Here is a 19,547-nt window from a genome sequence, read left to right as displayed (position 1 = left end):
TCCTATACGTGGTAGTAGCTGTCCGGAATATCGGTAATGAACATGTGGCCGGGCGCGTGGGAAATCGCAAATGGCACACGGGACGCCATCACCACTGCCTGCGGGGTCACGCCGCAGGCCCAGAACACCGGAATCTCGCCGGGCCTGATCGTCACCGCATCACCAAAATCAGGGTTCGCTAGGTCGTTGATGCCGAGCAGTTCAGGCTCACCGACGTGTACTGGCGCGCCGTGCACACCGGGATAGCGCCCGGTGATGCGCGCCGCTTCGGCAACCCGGTCCGCCGCGATCGGGCGCATCGACACCACCATGTTGCCCTGCAGGCGCCCGGCCGGGCGGCAGACCCGGTTGCTGCGGTACATCGGCACATTGCAGCCTTCGCTGATGTGGCGCACATCGATGCCGGCGTGCATCAGGTCGGTTTCGAAGGTGAAGCTGCAACCGATCAGAAAGCTGACCAGATCGGTGTGCTGCGCCCAGATGTGGCTCACATCACTCAGTTCTTCGGCCAGTTGCCCATCGCGCCAGACCCGGTACAGCGGCAGGTCGGTGCGCAGATCAGCCTGCTCGGCCAACAGGGTGGTGTGGCTGCCGGCCTCGGTCACATCCAGCACCGGGCAGGCTTGCGGGTTGCGCTGTGCGAACAGCAGAAAGTCATACGCCCATTCACGTGGCAGGGTGATCATGTTGCACTGGGTCAGACCAGGCGCCTCGCCAGCGGTCGGCGCGACGAATCCCTGGCGATAACGGGCACGGGCGGCGCTGGCAGCCTCGCGGGCGAGTTGCAGTGAGTTCATGATCAGCCTCGATTGAATGCGCGGACAGTGACGCCTGCGTCGTGCAGACGGTTTTTCAGGATGCGGGCGATGTTCACCGCGCCCGGGCTGTCGCCATGCACGCAGATCGAATCGGCCTGCAGGCTGATTTCGCGGCCATCTTCAGCCTCGATGACGCCTTCGCGCACCAGGCGCAGCATGCGCTCGGCGATCAGTTCGGCGTCGTGCAGCACCGCACCGGGCCGCGAGCGCGAGACCAGCGTGCCTTGAGCGGTATAGGCGCGGTCGGCGAACGCTTCGGCGACGCAGGAAAGCCCGGCTTCGCGTGCCCAGTCGAGCAGCGGGGAATTAGCCAGGCACACCAGCTTCAACTCGGGATCAATGCGCAGCAGCGCCTGAATGACCGCCGCGGCCTGACGCTGATCACCAGCAATGGTGTTGTACAGCGCGCCGTGGGGTTTGACGTAGCTCACGCTCGTCCCGGCGCTGCGGGCCAGGCCCTGAAGCGCACCGATCTGATAAATGACATCGGCGGTCAGCTGGTCGGACGGGACGTCCATGTTGCGGCGGCCAAACCCTACCAGGTCCGGGTAGGCCACATGCGCGCCGATGGCAACGCCCCGGGCCGCAGCGGCCTCGAGGGTGCGCAGGATCCCGGCCGGGTCACCGGCATGGAAGCCGCAGGCCACGTTGGCGCTGCTGACCACATCGAGAATCGCCTCGTCATCGCCCATGCTCCAGGCGCCGAAGCTTTCACCGAGATCACTGTTGAGGTCTATTGCAGGCATTTTTATTCTCCGAAATCAGGCTGCATTGATGAAGGCAAAGATAGGACCGACTGATTTGAACGCCATGTACCACGACAGCAGACAGGTCAGCACGCCCAGTACCAGCAGCCAGCGCGGGTAGTGGTAGCCGTCCATCATGTCGGACCGGCGCCAGCCGACGTACATGAAAATGCTCAGGCCCAGTGGCAGGATCAAGCCGTTGAAGCCCCCGGCAAAGACCAGCAGCGCAGCCGGTGGTTTGCCCCACATGACGTATACGACCACGGTGATCAGGATAAAGCCGACCGTGGCGAGGTTACGAGCTCGCTCGGTGATGCGCTTGGAAAACACCGTGATGAACGACATCGACGTGTAAGACGCGCCGATCACGCTGCTGATACCGGCCGCCCAGAGCACCAGGCCGAACATGATCAGGCCGAAGTTGCCAGCGGCAGCAGTGAACGCCTGGGCCGCAGGGTTTGCGCCCTTACCGGACACGTCGATGACGACGCCGCTGGCGACCACGCCGAGGATCGCCAGAAAGAGTATGTAACGAACAACCCCGGTGACCAGAATACCGGTGAGCGCCGCCTTGGACACTACATCGATGTTCTCGACCCCGACGGTGCCGCGATCCAGCAAGCGGTGAGCACCGGCGTAAGTGATATAGCCGCCGACCGTGCCGCCGACAATGGTGGTGATGGCCGCGAAATCGACCATGTCCGGCAGGACGGTCTGGCGCAGCGCTTCACCCAGCGGCGGATGCGAGGCAAAGGCGGCGAACAGAATCAGGCAGACCTTCAGGGTGCCCAGCACCATCATGATGCGGTCCATGGCGATGCCGGCGCGGTGCGACGAAAAGATCGCGATGGCGATCAACGCGCTCAAGGCGCCACCCCATTTGGGATCAAGCCCGGTCAACGCGTTCAAGCCCAGGCCCGCACCGGCGATGTTGCCCAGACTGAATACCAGGCCGCCGAAGATGACCAATACCGCGAGCAGATAACCGCTGCCGGGGATCGCTGCGTTGGCGAGGTCGGCCGCGCGCATTCTGGTCAGCGTGACGATGCGCCAGACATTCAGCTGCACCACGAAGTCGATCAGGATCGAAGCCAGGATGCCGAAGGCAAACGCCGCCCCCAGCGTCGCGGTGAACGTGGCTGTCTGGGTCAGAAAGCCAGGGCCGATGGCAGAGGTCGCCATCATGAAGATCGCGGCGATCAATGAGGCGCGGCGCGCCTTGGTGAACTCATTGGCAGTCTGTGTCACGGCGGCATTCCTGAGATGAGAGGTAATCTGCTTGAGCAACGACCATGCCAAAGGTCATTCAAGCGCGCCAAGTTGTAGATACACAAAGATAATATTGTTGAACAATGTAGATGGTGTGGATCAACCATGTGCACCATGTTGTTACGCAGGGACTCAGGTGTGCTACCTGATGAAGCATCTGTTGACCTTCGTCCTTGCCAGCCAATCAGCTGTCGTGGAATATCGACCTGGCTTTTCTTTCTCTGGACCTTTTATGAACGACGCTGCTTCTACCCTCCCTCGCACCCTCGGAGAATCAATCACCACTGAGCTTCGCAGAATGCTGGTCGAGGGCGAGCTGGTGCCTGGTCAGCGCCTCTCGGAAGCCGCTCTGGCCGAGAGTCTGGATATTTCCCGTAATACCCTGAGAGAAGCCTTCAGAGTACTGACCCGCGAAGGACTGCTGACCCACGAGCCCAATCGCGGCGTCACCGTGGCCAAGCCTGATATGGCGTCGATCATCGATATCTACCGAATTCGGCGCTTCATCGAGTGCGGGGCGATTGCCCAGGCTTATCCACAGCATCCCGGTGTGCTGCACATGCGCAATGCGGTCGAGGCAGGCGTGCAGGCGCGTGAAGCGAAGGACTGGATCGCCGTGGGCACCGCCAACATGATGTTTCACAAGGCCATCGTCGAGCTGTCCGACAGCCCGCGACTGGTGGCGTTTTATGCGCAGATATCGGCAGAGTTGCGACTGGCCTTCGGCTTGCTCAACAATCCGGAACTGCTGCATTCGCCTTATCTGGACATGAATGCTGCGGTACTCGGGCGCCTGGACGCGGGCAAGACCGATGAGGCAACGCGCATGCTCGAGGATTATCTGGTGCAATCGGAACGAACGATTCTGGCCGCCTTCGAGCGAAGCCGGAACCGGTAGTCCGGGCGCAGGCCTGATCACCAGAACTACCACCCTGGGACCCGGTCTACGGGTTCTGACCGTTGCAACACGCCCGACGAGCCAGGCAGGCCGCCGCTTCGTTGAAAGCCTGAAATTCCCCTCTGGAGGCGATACGCTTTGAAAGCACTCGACGAACTCATTTTCGACAACCGCTTTGCCCGTCTGGGCGATGCGTTCTCCACTTCCGTGCTGCCTGAGCCCATCGATGCGCCGCAGCTGGTGGTAGCCAGCCAGTCAGCGCTGGCGCTGCTGGACCTGGCGCCTGAGCAGGCCGATCTGCCGCTGTTCGCGGAAATCTTCAGCGGCCACAAACTGTGGTCGGAGGCAGAACCTCGGGCGATGGTGTATTCCGGGCATCAGTTTGGCTCCTACAACCCGCGCCTGGGCGACGGTCGCGGGCTGCTGCTCGGCGAGGTCTACAACGATGCAGGTGAGCACTGGGACCTGCACCTCAAGGGCGCCGGCCGCACGCCGTATTCACGCATGGGGGACGGGCGCGCCGTACTGCGCTCGTCGATCCGCGAGTTTCTGGCCTCCGAAGCCCTGCACGCACTGGGCATCCCCAGCAGCCGCGCGGGGTGTGTGGTCAGCTCCAGCACGCCGGTATGGCGCGAAACCCAGGAGCATGCAGCCATGGTGCTGCGTCTGGCGCAGAGTCATGTGCGCTTCGGCAGCCTGGAATACTTCTTCTACACCAAGCAGCCAGAGCAGTTGAAGACCCTCGCCGAACACGTGCTGACGATGCATTACCCGCACTGCCAGGAGCAGCCGGAGCCGTATCTGGCGATGTTCCGGGAAATCGTCGAGCGCAACGCAGAGCTGATTGCCAAGTGGCAGGCCTACGGCTTCTGCCATGGTGTGATGAACACCGACAACATGTCGATTCTGGGCATTACCTTCGACTTCGGACCATTCGCGTTTCTGGATGATTTCGATGAGCACTTCATCTGCAACCACTCCGACCATGAAGGCCGTTATTCCTTCAGCAATCAGGTGCCTATCGCGCAATGGAACCTCAGCGCACTGGCACAGGCGCTGACCCCTTTCATCAGCGTGGACGCGTTGCGCGAGGCGATCGGTTTGTTCCTGCCGCTGTATCAGGCGCACTACCTGGACCTGATGCGCCGTCGACTGGGCCTGACCGTCGCGAATGAGCAGGACGAACAACTGGTCAGCCAATTGCTGAAATTGATGCAGAACAGTGGCGTGGATTACACCCTGTTCTTCCGTCGCCTGGGTGATCAGCCAGCCGCCGAGGCGTTGCGCACGCTGCGTGACGACTTTGTCGATATCAAGGGCTTCGATGGCTGGGCGCAAGCGTATCAGGCGCGTATTGCCCTTGAGGACAACGGCACCGAGCAGGAGCGTCAGAACCGCATGCATGCGGTCAATCCGCTGTACATCCTGCGCAACTACCTGGCACAGAACGCCATCGCTGCGGCGGAAAAAGGCGACTACGCAGAAGTCCGCCGCCTGCATCAGGTGCTCTGCAACCCCTTCACCGAACAATCCGGCATGCAAGGCTACGCCCAACGCCCGCCGGACTGGGGCAAGCACCTGGAAATCAGCTGTTCGTCGTGAGGCGTTTGACCCCTATCGTGGCCATGCTCCAGCGTAGGCATGCCGTTCTGGACGCTCTCCTGTAACTATCGTGCGGCGCTCCGCGTCGCATGCCGTTCTGGACGCTCCGCGTCCTGTCTTGAGTGTGCGGTGCGGCGCAGATTTGTGACGCGGAGCGTCACGCACGGCATTCCCACGCTGGAGCGTGAGGAACGATAATCCTGTAACTATCGTGCGGCGCTCCGCGTCGCATGCAGTTCTGGACGCTCCGCGTCCTCTTTAACTACGACAGCCCTGCATCCACCAGCCATTGCTCCAGCCCTTCGAGGTCGGGAATACGGGCTATGGTTTCGCCGATCTGTACGGCGGCCAGTTCCAGTTCGGCCAGCGGGACGTCGACGTAGCTCAACTGGCTGTCGACCTTGCACGAGCGCGGGATGCCCTGGGTCAGCAGGGCGATGAACCTGACGTCGTTGCGTCCGCCCAGTGCGTTGAGCACCACGATCCGGGCTCGGCCGCCGACACGTGTGCGGCCTCCGCAGGCGGCTTCGAAGCTGAGCAGCGGCAAGGTCAGTTCGCGCCAGATGATCGGCCCCAGATACCACTCGGGGGCGCCCGGCTCTGCGCTGCAATCCTGGTAATCGATCAACTCTGCGACCGCGACGTTGGGCAGCAGCAGATGCCGGTCACTCAACGGCACCAGCAAGCCGGTCAGGCTGGTCAGACGACTGGTCTGGAACGTGCCTTCAGACATGCGCCTGACTCCAGTAAGCGATGCTCTCCAGCAACACGGTTTCCTGATACGGCTTGCTCAGGTACTCGTTGACGCCTACCGCCATCGCCCGATCGCGATGCTTCTGGCCCGATCGGGAGGTGATCATGATGATGGGCAGGTCCTTGAGCTGTTCGTCCTGGCGGATCTGACTGGCCACTTCAAAGCCGTCCATGCGCGGCATTTCGATATCGAGCAGCATGATGTCGGGGGTGTGCTCCTGCAACAGGGTCATGGCATCAACACCGTCCTTGGCGGTCAGCACGTGCATACCGTGGCGTTCCAGCAGACGGCTGGTAACTTTGCGCACCGTCACCGAATCGTCCACCACCATCACCAGCAACGGTCTGGCGTGCTCGACTTCGTGATAGGCAGGCGCCATAAGCCCTCGGAAAGGCAAGCCCTGCAAGTTACGAATCTGCGCCATCAGATCAAGAATCAGCACCACTTGGCCGTCACCCAGAATGGTCGCACCGGAAATGCCCTGCACCCTGGAGAACTGCGGGCCAAGACTCTTGACCACGATCTCGCGCGAGCCTGCCAGCGCATCGACCTGCACCGCCACCCACTGATCCTGCAGATGCACCAGCAACACCGGCAGCGGCTGCAATTGCCCGGCCAGCCTGGGCGGACTGCTGCCCAGCAACTCGCCCAGATAGCGCAACTCGTAACTGCGCCCGCCATATTGATAGCGCGGCGGGCTGGTCTGGTAATAGCCGTCCAGCTCATTGGCCATGACGCGCACGATGCCATCGACGGTATTGAGCGGCACCGCATACTGTTCTTCGCCGCACGTCACCATCAACGCCCGGTTGACGGACACCGAAATCGGCAGGCGAATACGGAAGCGCGTGCCCTTGCCCGGCACCGAGTCGATGACCATCGAACCGCCCAGTTGCTTGACCTCGGCGTGCACCACATCCATGCCCACGCCACGGCCGGAAATCTGGGTGATGATCTCGCTGGTGGAAAACCCCGCCTGCAGAATGAACGGCAACACTTCATGGTCGGACAGATCGGCATCCGGATGGATCATGCCGCGCTTGATGGCCTTGCGGCGTACGGCAGCGAGGTCGACACCGGAACCGTCATCGCTCAATTCGATGACCATATCGCCGCCTTCGTACATCAGTTCCAGACTGATATGGCCTTGTTCCGGCTTACCGGCGGCGATGCGTTTTTCAGTGCTTTCAAGCCCGTGATCAACGGCGTTGCGCAGCATGTGCTCGAGTGGCGCGACCATTCGTTCCAGCACGTTGCGGTCCATTTCACCGTCGGCGTTGCCCACCTCGAAATGGACCTTCTTGTGCAGTTCCGAGGCCACCTGGCGCACCACGCGACGCAGGCGCGGCACCAGTCGCTCGAACGGCACCATGCGCGTACGCATCAGGCCTTCCTGAAGCTGAGTGTTGACCCTGGCCTGTTGCGACAGCAGCGTTTCCGCGTCGCGGGCGCGCGCGCCGAGGGTTTCCTTGAGGTCCATCAGGTCGGACGCCGATTCGAACAGGGCGCGTGACAACTGCTGCAACTGCGAATGACGGTCCATTTCCAGCGGGTCGAACTCTTCATAGCCCAACCGCTCGGCCTGGACCTGCTCACGGCTGAGAATGCGCCCCTGGGTTTCCATGTCCAGACGACGCAACTGATCGCGCATCCGCTCGATGGTGGTTTCCATCTCTACCAGGGCGATCTGTGAATCAATGATCTGCTGTTCGATACGTCCGCGGAAAATGGAGGTTTCGCCGGCCAGGTTGACCAGGTCTTCCAGTTGCTCGGCAGGCACCTTGACCATTTCCGGGCCACTGCGCTCGACCTCGCCCTCGGCGACCGGGGCCACGGCTACGACAGACTCCGGATGGACTTCCGGGTCCTGCGCAGCCAGCTGTGCGCCCGACGGCTCATCGGTGGCCAGCCTGCGAATGCTCTCGATCAGCAAGGAGGCGTCAGGCAGCGGTTTTTCATTGCGCACGGCATCGAGCATGTCGGCCAGCACATCCTGGCCGCTCTGCAACAGGCCGATCATCAACGGCGCAGGCTGCAGGCTCCCGGCGGAAAGCCCCTCGTAAAGCGTCTCCAGCTCGTGGGCGAGGTCGCCTATCGGAGCAATTTCCACCATCCGCGCGCCGCCCTTGAGGGTGTGCAGGTCGCGCAGCAGGTTTTCGACTTCCAGCATGTTGTGCGGATCAGCCTGCCAGCGGGCCAACGCCGCACCGGAGCTTTCCATGATGTCGAAACCTTCCTCGAGGAAGACTTCACGCAGCTCGGCGTCATGCTCGGGAAGATCTTCATGGGCGGCAGGCGAGGCTTGCACCTCGGGTCCGGCGCTCTCGAGCGTGCGGCAACTGCGCAGCGCTTCGATCAAAGCCGAAGGGTCGCTGAGCGCTTCCTGCCGATACAATTGCTCGAGCAGAATCGCCAGATGGTCGTGGCTCTCGTTCAGCAGCGCAGCCAGCGTCGGCGAATGGTTGAAGCGCCGGTCGATCAAGCCTTCGTAGAGGTTTTCCAGTTCGTGGGCCAGATCGCCCACTTCGGCCACCTCAGCCATCCGCGCACCGCCCTTGAGGGTGTGCAGGTCGCGTTGCAGGGAGGCCAGCGGCGCAGGGTTTTCCGGATCGGCCAGCCAGCGCTGCAACGCCTGACCGGCGCTGTCGAGGATATCGACGGCCTCTTCCAGAAATATCTCGACGATTTCGTCGTCCGGCCCGGCAACTTCAGTGTGTCCGGCCTCGCTGGCCAGTTGCTCGGTGGCGGCGTTGAGCTCGGTAACGCTCAAGGTACGATGGCCGTCGCTCTTGACCAGCCCGGTCGCCGACGGGTCAAGCGCCTGATCCAGCAACTGGTTCAAGGCGCGCACGCATTCGGGACGCGGCTCGACATCCTGGCCGGCCGCCACCTGATCGAGCATGTTGATCAGCGCTTCGTGAGCATTTTCTGCCACATCGAAAAACCGCTCGCTGACCGCCAGACTGCTTTCCTCGACCGCACCGTAGAGGTCGAGCAAGGCTTCGCACAGCTCATCGACCTGCGGCAGGTCGGCCAGGTGCGCGCCATGACCGAGGGTGGTCAGTTCGTCGAGCAGCGCGCTCAGTTCCTGGCGTTCGCCGGGGTGCTGCCGCCAGCGCTGCAGCAGGTTCTCCGCATCCAGCACGATGTCCATGCCCTCGGCCAGAAAACCGGCGAGCAGCGTGGGGTTGCGCTTGATCCGCAGGCCGCTGTCCGACTCGCGCAGCACCACGGTGAGGCGGTCGTTGAGCATCGCCAGGGCGGCCTCGATCAGCGGCGCGGCCCCCGGGATATCGGCCAGCGGCGTGCTGTCCAGTTGTTCGAGGCCCTTGTGCAGCAAGGGTTCGGCGCTGCGCAGCAGGGCAAGTTCCGGTGAGCCGATATCGATGAGGTTGGCCTTGTATTCACGCACCAGCTGATCGAGCGGGCTGGCCAGTTCGGCAATCGGCAGCACTCCGGCCATGTGCGCGCTGCCCTTGAGCGTATGCAGCGCACGCAGCACGGCGTCGCTGATCGCCGGCGACGCTGATTGTTCGGCGTTGTCGAGGAAGCGACCGAGGGTATTCAGATGGCCGAGCGCTTCCTGACGAAAAATCTCCAGCAACTGTGGATCGAGCGGTTCGTCGGCAACAGGCTGGCCTGGCACATGATCATCCGCGGCTGGCAGCATCGGTGGCTCCAGCCCGTTGGCCAACGCATGGGCGCGAGCCGCCAGCAGGTCGACATCATCGCGCTGACACTGTGCACCTTCGGCAAAGTCGCGGATGACCGACGGCAGCAGCGCCTGCACTTCGCTCATCAGTTGCTGCACTTCGAGGCCCGGCAACACGTCGCCTTCCAGCACCCGGTTGAGCAGGTTTTCCACCGCCCAGGCCAGTTCGCTGAGAATCAGCGCACGCACCATCCGGCCGCTGCCCTTGAGGGTATGAAACGCACGACGCACTTCGGTCAGCGCCGTGCTGTCCCAATGGCCGTCGCTGCCGAGCGAGGTGAACCAGCGCGGCAGGTACTCGCGCAGCGCGTCGAGCACCTCGTCGGCCTCTTCGAGAAACACATCGCGCAACTCGTCGTCTACCGCCTCTTCCCCGGCCGAGGGCGGCAACAGGCTGGCGGGGACGTTGCGGGCGGGCGGGTTGACGGCCGAGACCGGGCTGGCGAGGACCTGAGCAATAGTTTGCGTGGGGCTGACCAGCGCCTTGCGGTCATCCAGTTCCAGCAACTCGTCCTGAGTGATGACCTCTTCGAGCAATGGCACGTCGAGGGTGTCCGCAGCGGGCGTATAGCCCAGTCGTGCCAGACTCTGCTGGGCCATGTCGAGCACCTGGTCGCCCGGCGCCTGATGGTCTTCGAGCATGCGCTCCAGGTAATACTCGATGCCGGTGATGGTGTCGGCCAGGCAATCGAGCTGAACCCAGGTGGGACGGGTTTCATCGACCAGCAGGTGTTCCTGAATGTATTCGTTGCAGGCGGCCAGCAGGCTGGCAGCACGGGCCAGCGGGATCATCGCCAGCGCACCACGAACCTGCACGATCAGCGCGCACAGCGGATCGAGGCGCTGTCGGTCCCACGCGCCGTCGATGTAATCGAGGATCACGTCCTTGGCCTGCTGCAACACCGTGCGGGCTTCGCGAATCACCAGTTGATGAATCTGCGTCAGGTCGGTGGTCGGCAGGCGGCTTTCCTCGCGGCTGACCTGCTCGTGACTGCCCGCCATGCCGGCAAGGGTCGATTCGACGTAGAGCAAGGCACCCGCGACATCCATCAGCGCCGCGTCGCTGGGCTCGCGCTGCCCCTGCGCCAGACCGAGGACGACGGAAAGCTGGTCGATGATCACCTTGCGCGGCTGGCCGAAACCCAGCACCGCCAGGGTATCGGCAATCTGCCGCAACGGCGGCAGCAACGCGTTCAGCTCGCTGACATGCTGACGGTCGCCGCGCACGAACACGTCGAGCCGCTCCTTGACCCTGACCAGCCCTTCGCACAAGGCCACGATCACAGAACGCATGGCGTCACGGTCCGGACCGGCCATGCGGGCGCGCTCTTCGTTGACCACGTCGTTGCCGGGCAAGGCGTCGGCCAGCGCGTACTGATCCTTGAGGTCGAGCATCTTCGGCGCCAGGCTGTCGGACTTGGCGATATAGAACAGCAGGCTTTTCAACAGCTCTTCGGGGGCGGGCTGATTGATGCCGGTGACGCCCTGCTCGGCCAGACGCTTGAGTTCCTTGTCGGCGTCCTTCAACAGGCTGCGCAGCGCCGGGCTGTTGGTGAAGTTGCCGTTGAGCATGGTTTCGACCAGTGCCGAGGCGATCCGCCAGAGCGCACCGAGCGGCGCGTCTTCGCACAACTGCTCAAGCCGGGCAAACACCTTGGCCATGTAGCCGAGCTGGGTCTGCACGCCCTGCTCGCGCATCAGGCCGGCCAGCGCCGCCTGCAGGGTCTGGCGCAGTTTGCGCAGCAGGTTGGGCAATTCCGGGGTATTGCGCCGCGCCAGCTCTTGTTCATCAAGCGCCGGCACGACGACCAGTTGCGGGGCGAACAGGCTGGTTTCCGAGAGCAGACTTTCGCCCCGCGCACTGCGCAGGTCATTGAGCAGTGGCAAGACCACCAGCGGCAGGTCGCGGCGCGCGGAATGAATGCGTTCCAGGTAAACCGGCAACTGACTCATGGCCTGAATCAGCAGTTGCTCGGACTCGATCGGATGGCTGACGCGGTTCTGCTGGACCGCCAACGCCAGTTGCTCGATTTCCTCGGCCAGCAACGCGGCGCCATAGAACTCGATCATCTGCAGACTGCCGTGAACCTGATGCACCAGGTTCAGGCACTCGGCCATCGCCGCAGCGTTGGCCGGGTCTTCGATGAACCCGTCCAGCGCCTGACGGGCCTGGCGCAGCGTTTCGGCGATTTCGCCCTTCAGCCATTCAAGAGCTACGTAATCGTGACGATCAGCCATGACGAGTACCGTCCGTTACCCAATCAAGGTTGTTCATGTGCGGTACATCATCCGGCTTTCTTCGATGACGGCAGGGCAAAACCCGATACCGAGCGGCGCATTTCGCTGGCCATTTTCGCCAGGTTGCCGATGCTTTCGGCGGTGGCCGATGTGCCCGAGGTGGTCTGCGAAGTGGTCTGCTGAATGACGGTCATGATCTGCGAAATCTGCCCGGCAGACTCGGCCTGCTGGTGGGCAGCGTCGGTGATACTTTCGATAAGTTCGGCCAGCACCCTGGACACCCCTTCGATTTCCCCCAGCGCCACACCGGCGTCCTGCGCCAGCCGGGCGCCGCGCACCACTTCGCTGGTGGTCTGCTCCATGGAGATAACCGCCTCGTTGGTGTCGTTCTGGATGGCCCGGACCAGCGTTTCGATCTGCTTGGTCGCAGACGACGAACGCTCGGCCAGGCGCTGCACTTCGTCAGCCACCACGGCAAACCCTCGTCCGGCATCACCGGCCATCGACGCCTGAATGGCGGCGTTCAAGGCCAGGATATTGGTCTGGTCGGCAATGTCGTCGATCAGGCTGACGATGTCGCCAATCTCCTGGGAGGACTCGCCCAGACGCTTGATGCGCTTGGAGGTGTCTTGAATCTGCTCGCGAATGTTGTCCATGCCGTGAATGGTGTTTTGCACGACCTCGTTGCCTTTATTGGCAATTGTCACGGAGCGCTCCGCAACGGCCGAGGACTCCGAGGCGTTGGTCGAAACCTGATCGATGGACGCGGCCATGTCGTTGATCGCCGTCGAAGCGGCACTGATCTGCAACGCCTGGTGCTCAGAGGCAGCCGACAATTGCATGGCCGTCGCCTGGGTTTCGGTCACCGCAGCCGCCACTTGCTCGGCGGTCAGGTTGATGGTCACCACCAGCTCGCGCAACTGGTCAATGGAATAATTGATGGAGTCGGCAATCGCCCCGGTGAAGTCCTCGGTCACCGAGGCGGTGACCGTCAGGTCGCCGTCGGCGAGGTTCTCGATCTCGTCCAGCAGGCGCATGATCGCTGTCTGGTTGCGCTCGCTTTTCTGCGCGGTTTCGCGCAGCTGGCGATTGGTCTCGCGCACCATGACCAGACCGATGAGGATGATCGACGCCAGTGCCAGCAAGCCCAGCACATAGCCGCCGACGGTGTTCACGGTGCGGCGCTTGGCGAGGTTTTCCAGGCTGTTGGCGAGTACCGAGGTTTCATCCAGCAGGGTCTGTGAGGTGTTGAAGATGTTGCCCGACGCCTCGCGCACCTGATACAGCTCGGGCGAAGTCTCGAGAATCTCGTCCACCGAGCCTGAGACGAATTCGAACAGTTCGGCGATCTCCGCCAGCCGCGCGCGCGCATCGCGGTCTTCGACCTGGGATATGCGCAGCGTGGCGTTGCCCTCCAGCATGCCGTTGAGCACACGACCGAACTGGCTGGCGTCGCGGCCAAAGGCATCGGCGGCCTGCACAGCCGTTTCATCACCGGCCAGCACGGTATTGACCGAGCCGAGAATCCGTTCTGCGAGCAGCGCTTGGCGCTGCGCAACCACCACCTGTGCGGCAGGAGCACGGCTTTGCAGCAGGCTCTCGACGACTTTTTCGTATTCGGCCTGCAATTGCGGAATGGTTTCGGCCAGCGTTGCCGCCACCTGATGCAACGACAGGACGGTCTGTTCACTGGCCAGAATCACGTCGGTGCTCTTGCGCAGCCCTTCCCAGTCACGTTGCACGGTGCGCAATTCGTCGCGTATCAGCTCGGGTGCCGCAGGCAGGCCGGTGGCCGGGTCGCCTTTTCTCAGGTAGCCCCAGCGCACGTCGAAATCGTTGCGCGCATCGGCCAGCAATTTGAACGCCTGGGTTTTGCCGGCAGCCGCTTCGGTGGCGTTTTTCGCGATGCGTTGCGACAGCACGCGCAGCTCACCGGCATGCCCGATGTACTGTTTGTCGTAGTTGGACTGAGTGTTGAGGTAGGCGAAGTTGGCGAACAGCAACATGATGAAAACGATAAGCGCCACGAACAGCAGAATAATCTGCGTCCGGCTTCTTGCGCCTTCCCTTGACCGGTCTGTACTACTCATTAATCAGGCCCCCGCCTGGATCAATTGTGAAACACACCAGGCCCGACATGCTAGGAAGCCAGGTCCATGAAATCCGCAGACTGCACCAGCGCCCACGGGCTGAAGATCAGCCACGCCTGCTCGCGGATAAACTGCCCGCGCAGGAACGGCACCATACGCTGATCCATGTCCTGCGGGGTCTGGGGTATGAGGCTCAACTGACTGAAACGTTGCATGCCGAACACTTCATCGACCAGCAGACCGGCAAATACATCATGGTGCTCGACCACCAGCACCCGTCGCTGTTTGCGCACCGGCACCAGTTCGTGGCCGAAAAACCCGCACAGATCCATGAGTGGCAACAACCGACCGCGCAAGTTGGCAATACCGGCCACCCAGAACTTCACACCGGGCATTACCGCATGATGGGGTTCGTGAAGGATCTCGGCGATCTCGCCAATCGGCGCGACAAACCGTTGCTCGCCCATACGAAAGCCGATGCCGACCCAGTCCTGCTGATGGGCTTCCTGCAGCGGCAGGCCCGCCGCCAGCGAACGACAGCGTCGATCCATATCCAGAAGCAGTTCAAAAGCGGTGCGCGGCTCGGCCATGGCGATTCCGGCGATCAGCCGGCCAGCACCGCATTCAGGGTTTTCATCAGGGTTTCTTCGTCCACCGGCTTGGTCAGGTAATCCCGCGCGCCCTGGCGTTTGCCCCAGACCTTGTCGGTTTCCTGATCCTTGGTGGTGATCATGATCACCGGAATATTGGTGGTGTCAGGATCCTTGGTCAGCTGGCGTGTGGCCTGAAACCCGTTGAGCCCCGGCATGACGATGTCCATCAGCACGGCATCAGGCTTTTCCTGACGGGCCAGGGCCACGCCATCAGCGCCGTTTTCGGCCTTGAGCACTTCATGACCGTGCTTTTCCAGCATGCCGGTGAGTTTGTACATTTCAGTCGGCGAGTCATCGACGATCAATATTCGAGCCATGGGTGTTCCCCGTCAGATTACGAGCGCGCTACATCAGGCGCGGGCGTCATGATATGTGTTGTTCTGCTGCAACGAAGCCCGGCACATGAGCCTTGATCGCGCTGAGCAGTTCTTCCTTGCTGAAAGGCTTGGTCAAAAACTGATCGGACCCGACAATCCGCCCCTTGGCCTTGTCGAACAGGCCGTCCTTGGAGGACAGCATGATGACCGGCGTCGACTTGAATGCCCGGTTGTTCTTGATCAGCGCGCAGGTCTGATAACCGTCCAGACGCGGCATCATGATATCGACGAATATGATTCGCGGGTGGTTATCGGCAATCTTGGCCAGCGCGTCGAAACCGTCTATCGCAGTGATGACTTCACAGCCTGCGTTCTTGAGCAGTGTTTCGGCGGTGCGGCGGATGGTCTTCGAATCATCGATGACCATGACTTTCAGGGCGGAGGCGTGTTGTTCCATAGCTGCTCTTCCATCGCCGCAGCGAATTTTTGCGCATTCTGCGAGGCACTGGGAGCCTGACCGTATCGCTTCGTTGATCGACTGGGACCGAAGACCGGATGCCGAGCCTTTTTAGCACACTCTCCAGACGCAATCCATAAAGTACACCCTGGTGCATCGCGGCAGGCCTGCCCCTTGACCGGGAGCAATCGGAGCGCCACCCTGATGCCAATTTTACGGCCGTTGCGGCCCTTACCGATCAGAGGATATTGCCCATGAGCGTTCGCCTAGGGATTGTCATGGACCCCATTGAGCGCATTTCCTATAAAAAGGACAGCTCGCTGGCCATGCTGCTTGCCGCCCAGGAACGCGGCTGGTCACTGTTCTATATGGAACAGAAAGACCTGTATCAGAACGCCGGCCAGGCCCGCGCACGCATGAAGCCGCTCAAGGTGTTTGCCGATCCGGCCAAGTGGTTCGAGTTCGAAGCCGAAGTCGACGCAGGTCTCGACGATCTGGACGTGATCCTGATGCGCAAGGATCCGCCGTTCGACATGGAGTTCGTCTACGCCACCTACCTGCTGGAGCAGGCCGAGCGTGCCGGCGTCCTGGTGGTCAACAAGCCGCAGAGCCTGCGCGACTGCAACGAGAAGCTGTTCGCCACGCTGTTTCCGCAGTGCACGCCGCCGACGCTGGTCAGCCGCCGCGCGGACATCATTCGCGAATTCGCCGAACAGCACGGCGACGTGATCCTCAAGCCGCTGGACGGCATGGGCGGCGCATCGATCTTCCGCCATCGTGCGGGCGATCCGAACCTGTCAGTGATCCTCGAAACCCTGACCGCCCACGGCACGCAGCAAATCATGGCACAGGGTTACCTACCCGCCATCAAGGACGGCGACAAGCGCATTCTGATGGTCGATGGCGAACCGGTTCCGTATTGCCTGGCGCGCATCCCGGCAGCCGGCGAAACGCGTGGCAACCTGGCGGCAGGCGGACGTGGCGAGGCCCGTCCATTGAGCGACAAGGACCGCTGGATCGCCGAACAGATCGGCCCGACCCTGCGTGAAAAAGGCCTGCTGTTCGTCGGACTCGACGTGATCGGTGAGCACCTGACCGAAATCAACGTCACCAGCCCGACCTGCATCCGCGAGATCGACAACGCCTTCGGCACCAACATTGGTGGCCTGCTGATGGACGCGATCGAGAAGAAGCTGCAAGCGCGCAAGGGCTGATCTGCCGCTGACGCCGCTGGCCACGGGCAACACCGTGCGCCACGGCGTCGGATCGATTCCCTTCGTCCGATCCGCAGCAGAGCGGCGCGGTACATTGCGTTATCATGCGCCACCTGTAACACGACACGGATTTTGACATGCAGGCTGACGAGATGCTGAACCGCCAATGACATCCATGGCCAACAACGACCTCCCCCTGGAACTCGCCAACGCCGGTGTGCGCCCTGCCGATCGCCTGGGTTTTACCATGATGATCGCGGCGCTGATCCACCTCGCGGTGATCCTTGGCGTGGGGTTCACCTATGTAAAGCCGGAGCAGATCTCGCAGACGCTGGAAATCACCCTGGCCACCTTCAAAAGCGAAGAAAAGCCCAAACAGGCTGACTTTCTGGCGCAAGACGATCAGCAGGGCAGCGGCACCCTGGACAAGGCCGAAACGCTCAAGACCACTGAGCTGGCGCCCTATCAGGACACCAAGGTCAACAAGGTCACCCCGCCGCCAGCCAGCAAGCCGGTGGTCAAACAGGAAGCGCCAAAGACGGCCGTTGCGACCACCGCGCCCAGCCAGCAGAAAACCGTTGCCAAGCGCGATGAGGTCAAGCCCGAGCCCACCACCAAGGCCGCACCGACCTTCGACAGCTCGGAACTGAGCAACGAAATCGCCAGCCTCGAAGCCGAACTGTCGACCGAACAGCAGCTTTACGCCAAGCGCCCGAAGATCCATCGCCTCAATGCGGCCTCGACCATGCGCGACAAAGGTGCCTGGTACAAGGATGACTGGCGCAAGAAGGTCGAGCGGGTCGGAAACCTGAACTATCCTGAGGAAGCACGACGCAAGCAGATCTACGGTAATTTGCGACTTCTTGTGTCAATCAATCGGGACGGCTCGTTGTATGAAGTGCTGGTGCTCGAATCTTCAGGACAGCCTTTGCTGGATCAGGCCGCACAACGAATCGTGCGTCTGGCGGCGCCTTTTGCGCCGTTCACCGGCGATCTGGCGGATATCGATCGACTGGAGATCATTCGCACCTGGAAATTTGCACGCGGAGACAAGCTGTCAAGCAACTGAACTTTTTGCCAGCTGACGCCCGACACCCACACGTGTCAGTTGTCAGCCGGGCAAGGCAACGCCAAACTAGGGCTCATGAAAAAAGTCTCTCCGAGTTATCTCAAGCATCATTTCCTCATCGCCATGCCTCACATGCACGATGAGAACTTTGCTCAGACCTTGACCTACATTGTCGAGCACAACGCCAATGGCGCCATGGGGCTGGTGATCAACCGCCCGCAAAGCCTGACCCTGGCCGATGTGCTCGAACAACTGCGACCGGAACTGCCGGCGCCGAGACACTGCCAGGACATCGTCATTCATACCGGCGGGCCGGTGCAGACCGATCGGGGCTTTGTCCTGCATCCCAGCGGCCAGACCTTTCAGGCAACGGTCAATCTTCCGGGCGGGATTTCCTTGTCGACCTCGCAGGATGTGCTGTTCTCCATCGCCGATGGCTACGGGCCTGATCAAAATGTGATCACTCTGGGCTACGCGGGCTGGGATGCCGGTCAACTGGATGCTGAAATGGCCGACAACGCCTGGCTGACCTGCTCGTTCGACCCGGCCATCCTGTTCGATGTCGACAGCGACCAGCGTCTGGAGGCTGCCGCCAGACGCCTGGGTATCAATCTCAACCTGATCTCGACCCAGGCAGGGCACGCTTGATGGCCGCCTTACGGCTGCTGCTGGGCATTGATTACGGCACCAAACAGATCGGCGTTGCGGTCGGCCAGGCGATTACCGGTCAGGCGCGTGAACTCTGTACGCTCAAGGCGCAGAATGGCGTGCCGGATTGGGACAAGGTCCAGGCGCTGATCAACGAGTGGAAACCTGATGCGATCGTGGTCGGCCTGCCTTTGAACATGGACGGCACGCCCAGCGACATGAGCGCGCGCGCGGAAAAGTTTTCGCGCAAGCTCAACGGACGCTTTGGTGTAACGGTCTACACCCATGATGAACGCCTGACCACCTTCGAAGCCAAGGGCGAGCGCATGGCGCGCGGCGGCCAGAAAGGCAGCTATCGCGACAACCCGGTGGATGCCATTGCCGCTGCACTCTTGCTGCAAGGCTGGCTGGACGAGCACCCCGAACTGTTGAATGTGTGACTTTTTCTGCCTTTATCGCTTCGAGATACCCGGATTCCACGTTATCGCTTGAGCATCGCGCCACGGACCGACGCTGCCCGAGCCTCTAAGGAGCAACCATGAGCCTGCCCGATCCCGCCGAACTGATTCGTCAGATGGCCACTGACCTGAACGCTCACCTGAGCAAGCGCGGCATCAGCGACCCTCGTTTCATCGGCATCCGCACTGGCGGTGTCTGGGTTGCCCAGGCGCTGCTCAAGGCACTGAACAACCCCGCTCCGCTGGGCACCCTGGACGTTTCGTTCTATCGCGATGATTTCAGCCAGAACGGCCTGCATCCGCAAGTGCGCCCTTCTGAACTGCCGTTCGAGATCGAAGGCCAGCACCTGGTGCTGATCGATGACGTGCTGATGAGCGGCCGTACCGTCCGCGCTGCACTCAACGAACTGTTCGATTACGGCCGCCCGGCCAGTGTCACGCTGGTCTGCCTGCTGGACCTGGACGCCGGTGAACTGCCGGTACGTCCGAACGTGGTCGGCGCCACCCTGTCGCTGGCACCGAATGAACGCATCAAGCTGTCCGGCCCCGAGCCGCTGGCGCTCGAACTTCAAGACCTCTCCACCGCCCTTTAAGAGTCCATTGC

16 protein-coding genes are annotated in these 19,547 nt (G+C 61.9%); 7 read left to right on the top strand and 9 right to left on the bottom strand.

All coding sequences use genetic code 11. From position 1 onward, the window contains the following. Nucleotides 1–2: 2 nt before the first annotated feature. Genes KUIN1_RS02720 through KUIN1_RS02710 form a run of 3 tightly spaced genes read right to left on the bottom strand, consistent with a single transcriptional unit; the run spans nucleotide 3 to nucleotide 2,812 of the window. Nucleotides 3–797: a putative hydro-lyase gene (locus KUIN1_RS02720; protein WP_057456927.1), complete on the bottom strand. Its 795-nt coding sequence runs from the start codon at nucleotides 795–797 to the stop codon at nucleotides 3–5. Nucleotides 798–799: 2 nt separating this feature from the next. Continuing rightward, the gene (locus KUIN1_RS02715) at nucleotides 800–1,564 is read right to left on the bottom strand and encodes a LamB/YcsF family protein (RefSeq protein WP_024641081.1); all 765 of its coding nucleotides are present in this window, start codon (nucleotides 1,562–1,564) and stop codon (nucleotides 800–802) included. 15 nt (nucleotides 1,565–1,579) lie between these two features. Beyond that, nucleotides 1,580–2,812 carry an NRAMP family divalent metal transporter gene (locus KUIN1_RS02710; RefSeq protein WP_011266439.1) on the bottom strand — a complete coding sequence of 411 codons (1,233 nt, stop codon included), beginning with the start codon at nucleotides 2,810–2,812 and terminating at the stop codon, nucleotides 1,580–1,582. Between the two features lie 253 nt (nucleotides 2,813–3,065). On the opposite strand from KUIN1_RS02710, the gene KUIN1_RS02705 reads away from it, so the two are divergent. Both KUIN1_RS02705 and selO read left to right on the top strand, forming a co-directional pair. Beyond that, nucleotides 3,066–3,731 carry a GntR family transcriptional regulator gene (locus KUIN1_RS02705; protein ID WP_080266962.1) on the top strand — a complete coding sequence of 222 codons (666 nt, stop codon included), beginning with the start codon at nucleotides 3,066–3,068 and terminating at the stop codon, nucleotides 3,729–3,731. 138 nt (nucleotides 3,732–3,869) lie between these two features. After that, entirely contained in the window at nucleotides 3,870–5,333 is a 1,464-nt protein-coding gene (gene selO / locus KUIN1_RS02700) for a protein adenylyltransferase SelO (protein ID WP_116886851.1), read from the top strand. Between the two features lie 262 nt (nucleotides 5,334–5,595). Here the strand turns inward: selO and KUIN1_RS02690 are convergent, their stop codons facing one another. From KUIN1_RS02690 to pilG, 6 genes are read right to left on the bottom strand one after another with little or no spacing between them, the layout of a single operon-like run. Then, nucleotides 5,596–6,066 (bottom strand): chemotaxis protein CheW, encoded by a 471-nt coding sequence (locus tag KUIN1_RS02690; protein ID WP_003404582.1) that lies wholly within the window; start codon nucleotides 6,064–6,066, stop codon nucleotides 5,596–5,598. Further along, nucleotides 6,059–12,037 (bottom strand): Hpt domain-containing protein, encoded by a 5,979-nt coding sequence (locus tag KUIN1_RS02685; RefSeq protein ID WP_152091808.1) that lies wholly within the window; start codon nucleotides 12,035–12,037, stop codon nucleotides 6,059–6,061. The genes KUIN1_RS02690 and KUIN1_RS02685 overlap by 8 nt, the downstream gene beginning before the upstream one ends. Before the next feature lie 47 nt (nucleotides 12,038–12,084). Beyond that, nucleotides 12,085–14,127 (bottom strand): methyl-accepting chemotaxis protein, encoded by a 2,043-nt coding sequence (locus KUIN1_RS02680; protein WP_011266434.1) that lies wholly within the window; start codon nucleotides 14,125–14,127, stop codon nucleotides 12,085–12,087. Nucleotides 14,128–14,177: 50 nt separating this feature from the next. Continuing rightward, complete coding sequence (locus tag KUIN1_RS02675) at nucleotides 14,178–14,717, bottom strand: chemotaxis protein CheW (RefSeq protein ID WP_024641078.1); 540 nt, start codon at nucleotides 14,715–14,717, stop codon at nucleotides 14,178–14,180. A 14-nt stretch (nucleotides 14,718–14,731) separates the two neighbouring features. Continuing rightward, a complete protein-coding gene (gene pilH, locus KUIN1_RS02670; RefSeq protein WP_003404569.1) occupies nucleotides 14,732–15,097 on the bottom strand; it encodes a twitching motility response regulator PilH in 366 nt (121 codons plus the stop codon). Between the two features lie 46 nt (nucleotides 15,098–15,143). Continuing rightward, the gene (gene pilG / locus KUIN1_RS02665; protein WP_002551738.1) at nucleotides 15,144–15,554 is read right to left on the bottom strand and encodes a twitching motility response regulator PilG; all 411 of its coding nucleotides are present in this window, start codon (nucleotides 15,552–15,554) and stop codon (nucleotides 15,144–15,146) included. 254 nt (nucleotides 15,555–15,808) lie between these two features. Here pilG and gshB point away from each other — a divergent pair, with 254 nt between their 5' ends. The 5 genes from gshB (at nucleotide 15,809) to pyrR (ending at nucleotide 19,536) form a co-directional block, all read left to right on the top strand. Next, the gene (gene gshB, locus KUIN1_RS02660) at nucleotides 15,809–16,768 is read left to right on the top strand and encodes a glutathione synthase (RefSeq protein ID WP_003316740.1); all 960 of its coding nucleotides are present in this window, start codon (nucleotides 15,809–15,811) and stop codon (nucleotides 16,766–16,768) included. Between the two features lie 166 nt (nucleotides 16,769–16,934). Continuing rightward, on the top strand, nucleotides 16,935–17,837 hold the full coding sequence (locus tag KUIN1_RS02655; RefSeq protein ID WP_004414710.1) for an energy transducer TonB: 903 nt from the start codon (nucleotides 16,935–16,937) through the stop codon (nucleotides 17,835–17,837). Nucleotides 17,838–17,912: 75 nt separating this feature from the next. Then, nucleotides 17,913–18,485 carry a YqgE/AlgH family protein gene (locus tag KUIN1_RS02650; RefSeq protein WP_011266431.1) on the top strand — a complete coding sequence of 191 codons (573 nt, stop codon included), beginning with the start codon at nucleotides 17,913–17,915 and terminating at the stop codon, nucleotides 18,483–18,485. After that, nucleotides 18,485–18,925 (top strand): Holliday junction resolvase RuvX, encoded by a 441-nt coding sequence (ruvX, locus tag KUIN1_RS02645; protein ID WP_002551734.1) that lies wholly within the window; start codon nucleotides 18,485–18,487, stop codon nucleotides 18,923–18,925. Before KUIN1_RS02650 ends, ruvX begins: the two co-directional genes overlap by 1 nt. Before the next feature lie 98 nt (nucleotides 18,926–19,023). After that, on the top strand, nucleotides 19,024–19,536 hold the full coding sequence (pyrR, locus tag KUIN1_RS02640; RefSeq protein WP_003366144.1) for a bifunctional pyr operon transcriptional regulator/uracil phosphoribosyltransferase PyrR: 513 nt from the start codon (nucleotides 19,024–19,026) through the stop codon (nucleotides 19,534–19,536). Nucleotides 19,537–19,547: the final 11 nt, after the last annotated feature.

Source organism: Pseudomonas sp. KUIN-1 (genome assembly GCF_009176725.1).
GTDB classification, from domain to species: Bacteria; Pseudomonadota; Gammaproteobacteria; order Pseudomonadales; family Pseudomonadaceae; genus Aquipseudomonas; species Aquipseudomonas fragariae.
Note: the sequence above shows the minus strand (reverse complement) of the source record. Positions and strands in the feature narration are given on the sequence as shown.